Source organism: Shewanella sp. Pdp11 (assembly GCF_002838165.1).
GTDB classification, from domain to species: Bacteria; Pseudomonadota; Gammaproteobacteria; order Enterobacterales; family Shewanellaceae; genus Shewanella; species Shewanella hafniensis.
In genome coordinates this window covers 4370312-4384703 of record NZ_CP015194.1, presented here as the reverse complement: position 1 = coordinate 4384703, position 14392 = coordinate 4370312, and the positions used below count along the sequence as shown (strand labels likewise).

Annotated in this window: 9 protein-coding genes and 1 pseudogene; 8 read left to right on the top strand and 2 right to left on the bottom strand. The window is 43.0% G+C overall.

Going from position 1 to position 14392, the window contains the following annotated elements:
- Positions 1 to 63 precede the first annotated feature (63 nt).
- Positions 64 to 159 (top strand): annotated as a pseudogene (locus tag AYJ58_RS22255) (conjugative transfer protein MobI(A/C)); the annotation flags it as partial.
- Between the two features lie 10 nt (positions 160 to 169).
- On the opposite strand, the gene umuC reads toward AYJ58_RS22255, so the two are convergent.
- Complete coding sequence (gene umuC, locus AYJ58_RS19275; protein ID WP_106651339.1) at positions 170 to 1438, bottom strand: translesion error-prone DNA polymerase V subunit UmuC; 1269 nt, start codon at positions 1436 to 1438, stop codon at positions 170 to 172.
- 7 nt (positions 1439 to 1445) lie between these two features.
- Positions 1446 to 1895, bottom strand: a complete 450-nt coding sequence (umuD, locus tag AYJ58_RS19270; protein WP_106651338.1) for a translesion error-prone DNA polymerase V autoproteolytic subunit — start codon at positions 1893 to 1895, stop codon at positions 1446 to 1448.
- 640 nt (positions 1896 to 2535) lie between these two features.
- Here umuD and AYJ58_RS19265 point away from each other — a divergent pair.
- The 7 genes from AYJ58_RS19265 to AYJ58_RS19235 all read left to right on the top strand — a co-directional run bounded on the left by AYJ58_RS19265 (position 2536) and on the right by AYJ58_RS19235 (position 14350).
- Entirely contained in the window at positions 2536 to 3444 is a 909-nt protein-coding gene (locus AYJ58_RS19265) for a 3'-5' exonuclease (protein ID WP_106651337.1), read from the top strand.
- A gap of 73 nt (positions 3445 to 3517) precedes the next feature.
- Complete coding sequence (locus AYJ58_RS19260) at positions 3518 to 3817, top strand: hypothetical protein (protein ID WP_106651336.1); 300 nt, start codon at positions 3518 to 3520, stop codon at positions 3815 to 3817.
- Positions 3818 to 4135: 318 nt separating this feature from the next.
- Complete coding sequence (locus AYJ58_RS19255) at positions 4136 to 5071, top strand: WYL domain-containing protein (RefSeq protein ID WP_106651335.1); 936 nt, start codon at positions 4136 to 4138, stop codon at positions 5069 to 5071.
- A gap of 37 nt (positions 5072 to 5108) precedes the next feature.
- Complete coding sequence (locus AYJ58_RS19250; RefSeq protein WP_106651334.1) at positions 5109 to 8441, top strand: helicase-related protein; 3333 nt, start codon at positions 5109 to 5111, stop codon at positions 8439 to 8441.
- Between the two features lie 3 nt (positions 8442 to 8444).
- A complete protein-coding gene (locus AYJ58_RS19245; RefSeq protein ID WP_106651333.1) occupies positions 8445 to 9131 on the top strand; it encodes a DUF4391 domain-containing protein in 687 nt (228 codons plus the stop codon).
- Positions 9132 to 9328: 197 nt separating this feature from the next.
- Positions 9329 to 11263, top strand: coding sequence for a site-specific DNA-methyltransferase (locus AYJ58_RS19240; RefSeq protein ID WP_106651332.1), 1935 nt, complete (start codon positions 9329 to 9331; stop codon positions 11261 to 11263).
- A gap of 9 nt (positions 11264 to 11272) precedes the next feature.
- On the top strand, positions 11273 to 14350 hold the full coding sequence (locus tag AYJ58_RS19235; RefSeq protein WP_106651331.1) for a type III restriction-modification system endonuclease: 3078 nt from the start codon (positions 11273 to 11275) through the stop codon (positions 14348 to 14350).
- The last annotated feature ends 42 nt before the right edge of the window (positions 14351 to 14392 follow it).

Below are 14392 nucleotides of genomic sequence, written 5' to 3'. Positions count from 1 at the left end.
ATTCAATACACAGTTCTACACTGCATTGGACCCGGCATAAGAAATAGGTTCTAAGATGGTTAGCTTTCTCTGGCCATGGAGAAAGAAGAATTCTTCAGTGACATTCGACGGCAGGTTGATAAGCTCAACATGCTACGTCGCAGAGTGAATGCCTATTGAATCACCGGGCCTACTTCACTCGCGGTAACTGGTCCCAGCGTGTTGTATAAGCGGGAGACAAATGCTCTCGCTTCATCGACCAATCTTTCTTGAGTCCTTGTCCAGCAAAGAAAACCTTTCCGGCACCACTTTGGTTAATGGTGTCCAATACAGACATTAACTGTTGGCTATTGGAGCGGGTCGATACGTCATCGAATAGTCCTGGTTGAAACATGCCTGGATCGTAAAAGTCAGACAGCATGACGCCCGCTTTGGCATAACGAAAACCATCCTTCCATATCCGCTTGAGTAAGTGACGGGCCAGCTCGATAAAATCCCTCGTATCACAACTGGGTATCAACAACTCGCCCGATGCGGAGTTGCTGTATTGCGGCTCGTTGTCCTTAAAGGGGCTGGTTCGTATGAACACGGTCAGCACTTTGGCTTGCTGCTGTTCTTTGCGTAGCTTCTCAGTGGCACGGGTTGCGTATTCACATACGGCCTCACGTAACAATTCAAATTGCGTTACTTTTGCGCCAAATGAACGGCTACAGACGATTTGTTTTTTAGTTGGCGGGATATCTTCAAGTTCAATGCACGACTCACCATTGAGCTCTCTGACGGTTCTTTCTAAAACCACCGAGAACTGGTCTCTGATGGCTCTAGGGGAGGCATTGGCTAGGTCTAAGGCTGTGGTAATACCCAACGCATTTAATCGCTTAGAAAGCCGTTTACCAACGCCCCAAACATCATCAACCGGGACTAATGTGAGCAATCGACGTTGCCGATCTGGATTGGTTAGATCTACAACCCCTTGAGTGGCCGGATATTTCTTGGCGGCATGGTTAGCCAGCTTGGCGAGTGTTTTTGTCGGTGCAATGCCTACACAGACGGTGATCCCAATCCAGTGACCTATCCGCTCTCGCACTTGTTGTCCGAACTCGACAAGGGATAGGGCAGACTCAATACCGGTTAAGTCCAAAAACGCTTCGTCAATGGAGTAAACCTCTACTCGTGGTGCCATCTCTTCCAAAGTGCGCATCACTCGACTGCTCAAATCTGCGTACAGCGCGTAATTGGACGAGAATGCCAAAATACCATGACGCTGCATTTCAGCTTTGATTTGAAAGACGGGTACGCCCATTTTAATACCGAGTAACTTAGCTTCACGCGACCGTGCAACCACGCAGCCGTCATTATTGGACAGCACCACAACCGGCGTATCTTTTAAATCAGGACGAAACAGCTTCTCACAACTGGCGTAAAAGTTGTTGCAGTCCACCAAGGCAAATACTGGCATGGGATAGTCACGACTTGCGGCGCATGTTTCGCACCACATTGGTGACCACACCAAATATCTCTAACTCTGTCCCTTCAGGAATATGAATGGGCTCATACGCCGGGTTTCTTGGGATCAGCTTGACGCAAGGCCTGAGTTGAAGCTCCTTTACCGTGAGTTCTCCATGGATTCCCGCGATGACAATGTCACCGTGTTCGGCTTGGACAGAGCGATCAACCACCAGAATATCATCTGGGTGAATCCCGGCATCAATCATTGAATCACCTTCAACACGTACAAAGAACGTTGCAGCCGGTCGCTTGATGCACAGCTCGTTGAGGTCGAGCGTTTGCTCAACATAATCCTGCGCTGGTGAGGGAAAACCAGCAGAAACACGTTCCATAAACAATGGAATACGAAGGCGCTTGGCTTTGATGAAGGCAAGTGCGCCGCTACGGCCTATCAGCGAGACACTCATGACGAACCTCGAAAAATTACAACTGATACTGTTTGTTTATACAGTATCTAATGCTATGCTGATTTCTACAAGTAAAATTGTAGGTAAAACTGTAGTTGTTCGAGTAAGACGCTGTGTTGTCGGTGATTTATTTTTTGTGTTGAAAAACTAGATGTGGGGGATCGCTCGCCCTCGTCAAAGCCTACAAGGCTTGGACAATACTGCTTCTGCCTACTGATCTTGTTTCTGTTACTGATCCTGTTACTGCTACTGGTTAACGCATGGGTCAAGTAACCGTCAGACAAGGCTTGATGAACCCTTTGCAAAGGGTTTAAAAACAGTTAGTAAAATTCTGCTTCGTATTGAATTTACTTGCTTAAAGCGAAGTCAGGAGCATCATTAAAATGCTCAGTCGAACTCAGTTCAAGCCTTTTGCAACCGTTTGAAAAGGGGTTGGCTAAGCCATACGTAAAGGGTATCGGTAAGGGTTACCTAAACGGTTTAGCTAAGGCTTTCTGAAAGGCTTAGTCAAAGCCTTCATACATGGGTTCACCCAGTAGAAAGATTAAAAAAACGCTGAGGTATCCAAGGTGCATTTTGTACAACCTGTGGCACAGTGAAATAACCCAAAGCGAACAATAGAATTGAAGAGGAACCATCAATGACAAGAGCCCCTGCGCTATTTCCGCTAGAGCGCCTCGCGGATATCCCAGAAAGACCAGAAGATTTTAGATTGCTGGAGCGTATTCCATTAACGCGTGAGCCGCAGTCCTGGCCACTTGAACTTTCTCCTATGGTCGGTGATGAACAGCCAATGGTGCTGCTCGATACAGAGACAACCGGACTGTCTGCCGATGATGAGTCCATTATTGAGCTTGGTATGGTTAAGGTGCTTTACAGCCCATCAGCTAAGCGGATTGTGTCGATTGTTGATGTGATCAGCTTGTATGAAGATCCCGGCAAGCCAATCCCCGAGCTGATTACCGAGTTAACCGGCATCACCGATGAGATGGTGCAAGGCCAGCACATTGATGATGCAATGGTTGCGAGTTGGTTATCCGATGATCCGCTGGTGGTTGCGCACAATGCACAGTTTGATCGTCCTTTCTTTGAAAAGCGGTTTGCCGCATTAGGCCATCTATCTTGGGCCTGTTCAGCTAGCGGCATAGATTGGAAAGCACTGGGCTTTGAAAGTCGAAAGCTTGAGTACCTGCTGCTTCGCTTAGGTTGGTTCTATGAAGGACACCGAGCTGCAACCGATTGTTTGGCGATGGCCTGGTTGTTTCATTTGTTGCCCGAGTCCGTTGCAAACTTGTTGTCTGAAGCAGACAGGCGAACTGTGTTAGTTCGTGCGTTTGGTGCGCCGTTTGACGTAAAGGACTATTTAAAAGAACGTGGTTACCGTTGGCATGACGGCGTTAAAGGTGCCAACAAACATTGGTGGCGCGAAATCAGCGAAGACGAGTTGCCGCAGGAACAAACTTACTTGGATGATTTGTATCATCGTGGCTCAGAACATGCCCACTATGACTACAAAGATGCCCGCAATCGATTTAAAGCTTTGTCATAGCCCCTTGCATATTTGAAAACCTCTGGAAAATGGAAAGTGAACTCATGGTTTAACCAACAAGAGGAATCTTTCCATGTACCAAGACACCTACATTGAATACTGGGGCGAAATCTTCGTCTCTGCCCGCATCATTGAATTTGGCATCACGTTCGAGCGCTTTCTTAAAGATCCATGGAAGCATTTGATGTCCTGTGGCCAAGAGTCTGCCCCAGACGCGATTGCTGAAGGGATGCTGCCATTGCTACCAGCCCAGGCAGAAGTTGCTAGGCGCATTCGGGAAAGTGAGCAACGAGCCCTGATGTCCACAGACTCGGAAAAAGAAAAGTCTCAAAGCAGTAACATCGTGGTGTCACTGGTTCGGGTAGCGCATTGATCATGACTATCAGCAATGCCATAAAACAATGTCTTTACGCCCACATCTGAGCGGCAAATGCAATCCAGATCAAAAAGTTGCCGCTTAGTCTTCCCTACAAAATAATTTGTGATAGGATGATACCTAATAAAATTAATTAGGTTGAAGCCTATTCAGTGTTTTATGGCCATCTGTCCAGCTTCAACCAGTAGAGATTGTTAAGTCATTGCGGATGAAGAGCAGCATTGAGTGATGCTTTTCAATGTGATTACGCGATATCGGTCCTTACTTTATAAACAGAATTTTTAAGAAACTGGTTGAATTGGATAAACAAGACGCATGACAAATGATGGTCTGAAACAAACGGTAGTGGCGAAGCCAGATAGGCTTTCGCAGATAGCGCAGTTGCCACAAGCAACCAGGGATCGCATTGCCCACATCGATTTCACCTTATTGTTTAAGGGCGAAGCGGTGCGAGCGGATTTAGTCGATCGCTTCAGCATAGCCGCTGCACAAGCAACGAAAGACTTCACCATGTACCGAGAGCTTGCGCCAGGCAACATTGAGTATGACCAAAAGCTCAAGTTGCATAAGCGCGGTGAAGCATTTGAGCCCTTGTTCGACTATGACGTTGTGAGAACATTGGCAACTATTAGCCAAGGTTACGGAGATGGCTTCACTGGCAAGGTAAAACCACCACTGGCGTGTGAAGCGCCTTATCACCTTAACAAACCGAATCTATCGATAGTGGCGAAAGTCACCGAAGCCATACACAAAGGCAAAGCCTTGCGTATCACCTATGTATCGTTATCGAGTGGTGAAACAACCCGTGAAATCGTGCCGCATACGCTGGTGGACAATGGCCTGCGTTGGCATGTTCGTGGTTTTGACCGCAAACATAATGAGTTCCGTGACTTTGTGCTGACCCGCATTAAAGCAGCGGTTGTGATTGAGGATTCGACTTTGTCTGAAACGGAGCTCGAAACCCAAGACCGACAATGGAATCGCTTTGTAGAGCTAGAGTTAGTGCCGCATCCTCGTATTGAGCACAGCGAAGCGATAGAGTTGGACTATGGCATGAAAGGTGGCGTTTTAAAGATTGAGATTAGAGCGGCAACGGTAGGCTATTTACTCAGACAATGGAATGTGGATTGTTCTTCCAACGCCACACTAAAAGATGGTGGAGCTCAATTGCATTTAAAGAACAGAGCAACACTTTATGGAGTTAAAAACATCATGCTAGCTCCAGGGATTGAAAAAGAACTTGGTAACTAATGCACAAAAACGAACTTGGCGCAGGGAATAAATTTTGATGAAAATAATCGATAACCTTAACAACCTATTAGGTGACGAGCTTCAACAGACGCTGACACCGAATACAAAGTTAAAGATTGCTGCGTCTTGCTTTTCTATTTATGCGTATGAGGCTCTCAAAAAGGAGTTAGCGAAGATAGACTCACTTGAGTTCATCTTCACATCACCTACTTTTGTCGCAGATGAAGTTACCGATAAATTCAAAAAAGAAAAACGAGAGTTCTTTATTCCCAAAGCAGGGCGTGAACGCAGCCTTTACGGAACTGACTTTGAAATACAGTTAAAGAACAAGCTCACTCAAAAGGCGATCGCCAAAGAGTGTGCAAACTGGATCAGAAAGAAAGCGACATTCAAATCAAACAAAACTGATTCTCCAATGCAGTCGTTTGTTGTGACGGAAGCGTCTAGACAGCAAGCAGATGCAATAAGTGCAGTTTTTGCTCCGGTTAGCGGTTTTACGGCGGTTGATCTAGGGTATCAGCGAGGCAATGCTATTTCGAATTTTGTGCAAAAAATCGATGAGCCAAATTTCACAGCGCAGTACTTACAGTTATTCGACCAAATTTGGAAAGATCCTGCGAAACTTCAAGATGTTACTAAAACCATTTGTGAGCATATAGAATCTGTCTACCAAGAAAACTCGCCCGAAAAAGTCTATTTCATTATTTTGTATAATATTTTTAATGAATTTCTTGATGATATTACAGAGGATGTATTACCAAATGATCGAACCGGCTATCAGGACACCTTGATTTGGAACAAGTTATTTAACTACCAAAAAGATGCCGCAACTGGGATTATCAATAAGTTAGAGACCTATAACGGCTGCATTCTGGCTGATAGTGTTGGTCTTGGTAAAACATTTACAGCGTTAGCCGTCATCAAGTATTACGAGCTCAGAAACAAATCTGTGCTGCTTCTATGTCCGAAAAAATTAGCGGATAACTGGCTCAACTTTAATCGAAACTTAAAGACAAATATCTTTGCTAAAGACCGTTTTAGTTACGATGTTTTGTGTCACACAGATTTGAGCCGAACCTCAGGCGAATCCTTCGGTACCCCATTGAATAGAATCAACTGGGGTAACTATGACCTGGTCGTCATTGATGAGTCGCATAACTTTAGAAATAACGATGCAGTGAAAGATCGAGAAACCCGATATCAGAAACTGATGAATAAAGTTATTCGAGCTGGCGTGAAAACCAAAGTCCTAATGCTATCAGCGACACCAGTGAATAATAGATTTACTGACCTGAGAAACCAGCTCGCGTTAGCTTATGAAGGCGAGTCGAGCAATCTCACAAAGCATCTTAAAACCACAAAAAGCGTAGAACAGATCTTTAACCAAGCACAAGCCGCATTTAACGCTTGGTCCAAACTCGACCCAGAGACGCGAACAGCTAAAGCCATACTCGATGCCTTAGATTTTGACTTTTTTGAACTGCTTGATAGCGTCACTATCGCTCGCTCACGAAAGCACATCACAACATTCTACGACACAACAGATATTGGCTATTTCCCTGAACGTAACAAGCCAATCTCGTTTCACTGTCCGCTTACAACTCGTTCGGATGTAGTTAGCCTGAATGAGATCTTTGAACAGCTTAAGCTACTCAAACTATCTGTTTATGCGCCAGTGAGTTATATCCTCCCGAGTAGATTGAAGAAATACGAGGAGATGTATGACACGCAAGTTGAAGGCGGAAAAGGTAAGTTAAAGCAAAGCGACCGTGAAAAAAGCTTGGTTGCATTAATGACAACGAACCTTCTAAAGCGTCTTGAGAGCTCCGTATACTCGTTCAGAAGCACCTTGCAATCTCTCCATGATAACCATGTTCGTGTTCTAGGTATTATCGACGAATTCTATAAGCGAGACGGGCAAACCGAAGTTAGCAGTCTCGTTGAAGCGCTTGAGTCTATTGAAGCAGATGAAGACGATATGCCTTCTTATCACGATATGGAAATCGGCAACAAGATCAAAATCAAGCTGATGGATATGGATCTTCCATCCTGGCAGCAGGATTTAGATGGTGATTTGGAGCTGATCAAAGGGTTACTAGATTCTGTTAGCAAAATTAAGCCAGAAGAAGATGCTAAGTTGCAGCATCTGAAATCACATATTGCTGCAAAAATAAATAATCCAATAAATCCTGGAAACAGGAAAATCATCGTGTTCACGGCGTTTGCTGACACCGCTCAATATCTGTACGAGCAGTTGTCACCTGTGATGTTAAGCGAGCATAGAATCCATACTGCGATGATCACTGGTGGTGCCAGTTTACCTAAGACCACCTTAAAAACCGGACGAAAAGGTTACGACACACAAGAAGTGCTCACCTTGTTTTCTCCAGTTTCCAAATCGAAAGCCAGTGTATTACCTGATGAACTCGCTGAAATCGATTTGTTGATTGCTACAGACTGTATCTCTGAAGGGCAGAACTTACAGGACTGCGATTACTTAATTAACTTTGATATTCACTGGAATCCAGTTCGGATTGTTCAGCGCTTTGGGCGAGTTGACCGTATTGGCTCGCCGAATAAATGTATTCAGTTAGTTAACTACTGGCCTGATATATCGCTTGATGAGTACATCAACTTAAAAGAACGTGTTGAAAGTCGAATGACGATTGTTGACGTGACAGCGACCGGTGATGATAACGTCTTAAGTAGTCAAGCTAACGATGTGTCTTACCGTAAAGAGCAGTTAAAGAAACTGCAAGAAGAAGTCATTGAGCTTGAAGATTTAAAAACGGGGGTTTCTATCACCGATCTAGGTCTAAACGAATTTCGGATGGACCTACTTAATTTAATGAAACTCTACGGCGAACCAAGAAATGCACCAAGCGGCATGCATGCGGTGGTTGAAGCTAAGCCAGAATTAGGGTTATTGCCTGGCGTGGTGTTTGCGCTGAAAAATGTCAATAACAGTATCGATAGCGATCTGCAAAACAGGCTCCACCCTTATTACCTTGTCTATGTATCGAATGAGGGGCACATCGTCGCTAATCATTTTGAGGTAAAGAGATTTTTAGATTTAATTCGCAGTAGCTGTAAAGGGCAAACAGAGCCGCTCAGTGAGATTTGTGCGTTATTTAATCGCCTAACACAAGACGGTCGAGATATGCAGCGTTACTCTCACCTTCTAACAGATGCCATAAAAAGCATGGTTGAAGTTAAGGAAGAAAAAGATATTGATAGTTTGTTCGGTGGTGGCGCTACCTCAGCTTTAGTGAATACATTTGCCGGGCTTGACGACTTTGAATTGCTGGCATTTATTGTGATCCAGCAAAAGCAGTTCATGGAAAACAGTGCTCAGGATGAGGTTAGCTAGTCTATGCACTCACCTTGGATATTTCCTGACAAAGCAAAGTTCGGTCGAATCGTGCCGAAGAACAAAATATACGAACACAGCGCGGCAAGCACTGGGTTGAAGTCACTTTTTGTAGAGCAAGTAGATCAAATTCTTTGGGCTTACAAGCTATCGCCCAACACGCTGAATATTCCTCAAACCAGTGAGGTCAGTGAAATACAGGTTTTCAGTGTGAAGCTTAAAGGTGACTCGATAGACGACAGCGTACTTAAAGCGATTGATTTGGCCATACCTTTTCCCATTCTATTTGAGGTATGGGGTGCTAGTGGTGAGCAAGGCCATTACGCCGCTTGCTATAAGCGTAAGGCAGAGAACGATCAGGCCAAATGGGTTTGTAGCCGTTATTTGTTCTCAGAAACCTTCTATTTAGGTAACACATCAACAGTAACTTCTGAAGTGTTGGGCTTGCCAACTGTAATCGATATGGCGGAGCTGTATCAAAAGCTTCTTGCTCGCTTGTTACCCATACCCAAACGAACCGCTGAAAGTATTGAAGAGGTCATTGAACGCTTGCTGGCAATTCAGGCATTGGAAAAGCAAATCTCGCAATATAAGAAGAAGGTTCATGCTGAAAAACAGTTTAACCGAAAGGTTGAGCTCAATAAGCAGTTAAAGAATTTAAGGTGCGAGCTTGAAGAGTTACTCGCATAAAGAATAAACAATTTCAATCAGTTAAATAGTGCCCGCTTTCATTATGGCCTAAATAGTTGGTGTGGTAGCTAGGCGACAAGTGAGTGAACCCCTGAGCATAGCTTTTCTATGTGATTGGGGTGAATGAACGTAGTCAACAACCCTACCGCGACAAATATGACGGCGATATGTAAGGCATCACACAAAAGGTATAACACATGGATAAATTAAAAATGCACAGCCCCGACATGACGCAGCAAAATATAGAGAAAATTCAGGCGTTGTTTCCGAACTGCGTGACGGAATCAAGAGGGGCTAACGGAGAACTAAAGCTAGCCATTGATTTTGACCAACTTAAACAAGAGCTATCAAATTCAATCGTTGAAGGCCCGCAAGAACGTTATCACCTGAACTGGCCTGGTAAAAGAGCCTCAATATTTTCTTCGAACGCCCCAATTGCCAAAACGCTTAGACCAGATATTAACGATAGTCTTAACTTCGATATTACTAAAAACCTTTTTATCGAAGGAGATAACTTGGATGTAATTAAACTACTTCAAGAGTCATATTTAAACAAGGTAGGAGTTATCTATATAGATCCTCCCTACAATACAGGCAAAGATTTTCTATATGATGATGATTTCTCGGAGTCCTATGATGACTATATCATTAATTCAAATCAAAAGAATGATCTAAATGAAAGGCTTGTTAGCAATCTTGAATCGAACGGAAGGTTCCATTCTGATTGGCTTACGAGAATGTACTCTAGATTAAAGTTATCAAGAAATTTACTTGATGATCATGGGGTGATTTTCGTTAGTATTAATGATCGTGAAGTTCATAATTTAAGAAAGATTTTAGATGAAATCTTTGGTGCTGAAAACTTTATCGCATCATTAATTTGGGATAAGAATCATAGTGCCCAAGCTGGGATATTTAAAGTATATCATGAGTATATATTGGTATACGCAAAAGATATTAACTTTGTAGATACGCCTCAAAGTACTGGAGGAGAACTTTTTGAAGCTGGTGCCATGAAACGTGAATCAAGCCGCCACCCTTCATCTGAATTTAAGTTTCCTGCTGGTGTTAGATTTAATGCTCCGGAGGGAACTGAATTAGTCGGAACATGGGGGGGCATTGAAAGTGTTGAGTTGGTTAGTGGTCGAATGGTTTGTGAGAATGGTGTAACTAAATATGATGTTACACTTAAAGCTTCATATACGCAAAAAAACCAAATGCAACAGTATTTTTATGGTGATAGAGATAGCTTAGTAGACTCCCGTGGTCAGAAAATATCTGAATTTTATTTTACATCCTCAGGAAAAGTAAAAATTGTAAAGGTCAGAGGAGTAGATACTCCCCAGTCAACTTTGAAGGATTATGGTACACAGGGTTCAATATCTACAGATCTTGCAACTTTGTTCGGCATGGATCAAACACCTTTAGATAACCCTAAGCCTGTCAATATGATAAAGGATTTTATAAGATGGTTTTCTTATAAAGATGATGTCATCATTGATTATTTCGCAGGTTCAGGAACCACTGCACATTCAGTTTTACAGCTGAATTCTGAAGATGGTGGTAATAGAAAGTTTGTGCTTGTACAACTTCCTGTTCTCTGTAGCGAATCATCCCCTGCATTTGATGCTGGATATTCGATGATATCTGAGATTACTAAAGAGCGTGTCCGCCGAGCTGGTGCAAAAATATTAGAAGGCGAGTGCCACAAAGACTGGAATAAAGACGTTGGCTTCCGAGTACTTAAAGTGGATACCTCCAATATGACGGATGTTTACTACTCTCCAGATCAAGTTACTCAGGGTTCGTTAAACTTATTGGTAGATAATATTAAAGTAGACCGCACTGATGAAGATTTACTTTTCCAGGTTCTACTTGATTGGGGCGTCGATTTAACCTTGCCAATTAGAAAAGAAACGATTCAAGGTAAATCGGTATTCTTTGTCGATGATGATGCACTGGTGGCCTGTTTTGATCTGCGCATAAATGAAGCTTTGATTAAAGAGTTAGCCACAAAAGAACCACTTCGCGTAGTGTTCCGTGATGACGGCTTTGAGTCTGATGCAGTAAAAATTAATGCCGAGCAGATTTTCAAGCAAGTGTCGCCACATACTGAAGTTAAAGCGATATAAGGAGGGAGTATGAAGTTAAAGTTCAAAGTCCAACCTTATCAAACTGTTGCCGTAGAGTCGGTTGTTGACTGTTTTGCGGGGCAACCTAATACCTCCGGCGTAACCTACCGAATCGATCCTGGCGTTGCCAAAGATAAATTTGGCAACGCTGGCTGGGATATGAGCGACCAGGATGGTTTTAAAAATGCTGAACTCGCAATCACTGAATCGCAGTTATTGCAGAATATCCATGGTGTTCAAAGTAGGCAGAACCTCCCTGTTTCAGAAGCGTTAGTCTGCAATGCTAGCTCTAAGATAAACCTCGATGTCGAAATGGAAACCGGTACTGGTAAGACATATTGCTACATCAAAACCATCTTTGAGATGAATAAGCGCTATGGCTGGAGCAAATTTATTATAGTTGTGCCTAGCATCGCCATTCGTGAAGGTGTTTGCAAGTCGCTGCAAATCACAGGTGAGCATTTTGCCCAGAATTACGACGGTAAAAAGGCCCGGTTCTTTATCTATAACTCGAAACAATTGCACCAGTTAGAGAGTTTTTCTTCTGACAGTGGCATCAATGTGATGGTCATCAATATTCAAGCCTTTAATGCGTCAGGAAAAGACAATCGACGAATTTATGAAGAGTTGGATGACTTCCAGTCTAGGCGTCCTATTGATGTTATTAGTGCAAACCGTCCAATCCTGATTTTGGATGAGCCGCAGAAGATGGAAGGTAAGAAGACATTAGATGCCTTAGCCAAATTCAAACCACTGATGGTACTTCGATATTCGGCCACGCATAAGACTACACATAATAAAGTGCATCGCCTGGATGCGCTTGACGCTTATAACAATAAGCTGGTTAAGAAAATTGCCGTTCGTGGTATTTCAGTAAAAGGCTTGGCGGGAACGACAGCCTATCTATATTTGGAATCCATCGAGATCTCGAAAAAAATGCCAGTGGCTCGCATTGAGATCGAAGTTAAACAACAAAATGGCATTAAACGCATACCCAAGAAGGTCACTAAGGGCGATAATCTTTTTGTTCTTAGCAATGGTCTGGACCAGTACCGTGACTTTGTGGTTACTGATGTCAACGCAATTAACGACACGGTTGAATTCAAAAATGGCCATGTTTTAACCGCGGGCGATGCTACGGGAGACGTGACCGAAGAGACGATTCGCCGAATACAGATCCGCGAGACAATTAAAGCGCACCTAGAAAAAGAAAAAACTCTTTTCAGCCAAGGTATAAAGGTTCTCTCTCTATTTTTTATTGACGAAGTCGCAAAGTATAGAGACTACTCTCAAGCCGATGAGAAAGGTGATTATGCTCGTGTCTTTGAAGAAGAGTACTCTTTACTTGTACAGGAGTATCTTGATGAGTTGTCTCTTTTACCCAGTGAGCAGACTGATGCCTATAAAGCCTATCTATCGGCCATTGAAGGCTCTAGAACGCATAATGGTTACTTCTCAATTGATAAGAAATCAAATCGTCTTCAGAACCCCGGCTTTAAAGTACGTGGTGAAGATGCCGGGCTATCAGACGATGTAGATGCCTATGATTTGATTTTAAAAGATAAGGAAAAGTTACTTTCGTTTGAAGAGCCTACTCGATTTATTTTTTCACACTCGGCCTTGCGCGAGGGGTGGGATAATCCAAACGTATTTGTCATGTGTATGTTGAAACACAGCGACAATACTATCTCTCGTCGACAAGAAGTTGGACGTGGTTTACGTCTGGCCGTCAATAAACATGGTGACAGACAAGATCATCCGGCAACTGTGCATGAAATTAATGTTTTGTCGGTGATTGCAAGTGAAAGCTATAAAGACTTTGTCACTAACTTGCAAAAAGAAATGAAAGAAGCGTTGTCCGAGAGACCGAAAAAAGCAGATGAAGCCTATTTTACGGGCAAGATAATTACAACGGCTGATGGACCAGTAGAAGTAACACCTGTCATGGCTAAGCAAATTTATAAATATTTGCTTAAAAATGATTATACCAATGAAGCTGACGATTCAATCGCGCCATCATTCCACCAGGCTAAGGCTAGTGGACAGTTAGCCCCAATGCCTGTTGAGTTAGAGCCTTATCGAGAGCAAATATTGACCCTGATTGACGGTGTTTATAGTGAAGCGCAACTTCCTGGTGTTGGTGATGATCGTAAACCTAAAAACAATCCGTTGAATGCTAATTTTGATAAGAAAGAGTTTCAGGAGCTTTGGCAAAAAATCAATCAAAAAGCGGTTTATAAGGTTGATTTTGATTCATCTGAGTTGATTAAAAATTGTATTCGGGCACTCAACAAAGAACTTAAAGTAACGCCTCTTCAGTACACTATTCAAGATGGTGTCCAATTGGATCGCATTACCGACGAACAACTAAAAGCTGGACAAAGTTTCAAGGTGAAAAACACTGAAACTGAAACTCATCAATCGAGCATTCATTCTGCTGTTCGTTATGACTTGGTTGGTAAGTTGGCTGAAAATTGTGTGCTGACTCGCAAAACAGTTGCCAAAATACTGATGGGTATAGAACCTGTAGTATTTGCACAATTTAAGCAGAACCCTGAGCATTTTCTCGCTGAGGCTTCACGCCTTGTGAAAGAGCAAAAGGCATCTGTGATTATCGAGAAGCTATCATATGATCCAACGAACGAATCTTATGATGTTGATATATTCACGGCAGAGCAAAAAATCACAGATATGACAAAAGCCGTTAGTGGCGTTAATAAGCATATTTATGATTATGTTGTCGTCGATTCACAAGGTATTGAACGAGACTTTGTTACCGAGCTTGATACAAGCAAAGAAGTCGTGGTTTATGCAAAACTGCCTCGTGGTTTTCTGATACCGACGCCTGTTGGCGACTACAACCCTGATTGGGCGATTTCTTTCAAAGAAGGAAGTGTTAAACACATTTACTTTATTGCCGAGACTAAAGGAACGATGTCTTCGCTTGAATTGCGTGGCATAGAAGATCGCAAGATTGAATGTGCTAGGAAATTCTTTGAAAAAATTAATGCAGAGATCACGAGTGAAAACGTCAAATATGATGTCGTTACGAGTTACTCGAAATTGATGGAAGTCGTAAACGGTTAGATATTAATGTCACCAATATGGGCTGCTCTTTCTAGGATGGGA

Excerpts from the sequence above, each read along its gene's own strand:
- umuC (WP_106651339.1), bottom strand. The coding sequence starts at position 1,438 with ATGCCAGTATTTGCCTTGGTGGACTGCAACAACTTTTACGCCAGTTGT.
- umuD (WP_106651338.1), bottom strand. The coding sequence starts at position 1,895 with ATGAGTGTCTCGCTGATAGGCCGTAGCGGCGCACTTGCCTTCATCAAA.
- AYJ58_RS19265 (WP_106651337.1), top strand. The coding sequence starts at position 2,536 with ATGACAAGAGCCCCTGCGCTATTTCCGCTAGAGCGCCTCGCGGATATC.
- AYJ58_RS19260 (WP_106651336.1), top strand. The coding sequence starts at position 3,518 with ATGTACCAAGACACCTACATTGAATACTGGGGCGAAATCTTCGTCTCT.
- AYJ58_RS19255 (WP_106651335.1), top strand. The coding sequence starts at position 4,136 with ATGACAAATGATGGTCTGAAACAAACGGTAGTGGCGAAGCCAGATAGG.
- AYJ58_RS19250 (WP_106651334.1), top strand. The coding sequence starts at position 5,109 with ATGAAAATAATCGATAACCTTAACAACCTATTAGGTGACGAGCTTCAA.
- AYJ58_RS19245 (WP_106651333.1), top strand. The coding sequence starts at position 8,445 with ATGCACTCACCTTGGATATTTCCTGACAAAGCAAAGTTCGGTCGAATC.
- AYJ58_RS19240 (WP_106651332.1), top strand. The coding sequence starts at position 9,329 with ATGGATAAATTAAAAATGCACAGCCCCGACATGACGCAGCAAAATATA.
- AYJ58_RS19235 (WP_106651331.1), top strand. The coding sequence starts at position 11,273 with ATGAAGTTAAAGTTCAAAGTCCAACCTTATCAAACTGTTGCCGTAGAG.